Genomic DNA, 444 nt, shown 5'->3' on the forward strand with positions numbered 1-444 from the left:
GTCGCCGAACACGTCGGGGTACAGCTGCTTCGCGGCGCGCTCGGTCAGGAACAGGTTGTGAATAGGCCCCTGGAACAGGTAGCCGCCGCGGTAGACCCGACCGTTCTGGACGGCCGCCAGTTCGCCGCCGACGGGGTGGTCCTCCATGTACGCGAGGACGGTGTCGCGGAACTCCTCGGGCGTCTTGCGCTCGTGGCCGCGGACGAGAATCACGTCGGGGTCGATTTCGAGGAGGTTCTCGTAGTCGAGTTCGCCGCGGTTGGTCGTGCTGAGGTTCTCGATGTCGGTCCCCGAGAGCGCGTCGGTGACGCCGAGGTCGTTCCACTGCTTTTTGCTCGTGCCCTTGTCGTTGAGGCGGTACGGCGAGAACGTCTCGGGTTCGGTCGTCCCTTCGAAGGTGAGAAAGACGTTCGGGCGCTCGTCCGCGGGCGGCAGTTCCGCATG

General features: G+C 65.8%; 1 protein-coding gene. It reads right to left on the reverse strand.

The features are described from left to right. Positions 1-444: ABC transporter substrate-binding protein (locus tag EXE48_RS18250; protein ID WP_158295148.1), on the reverse strand; the 444-nt coding region annotated here is incomplete at both ends.

The organism is Halorubrum sp. ASP1 (assembly GCF_005435135.1).
Classification (GTDB): domain Archaea; phylum Halobacteriota; class Halobacteria; order Halobacteriales; family Haloferacaceae; genus Halorubrum; species Halorubrum tropicale.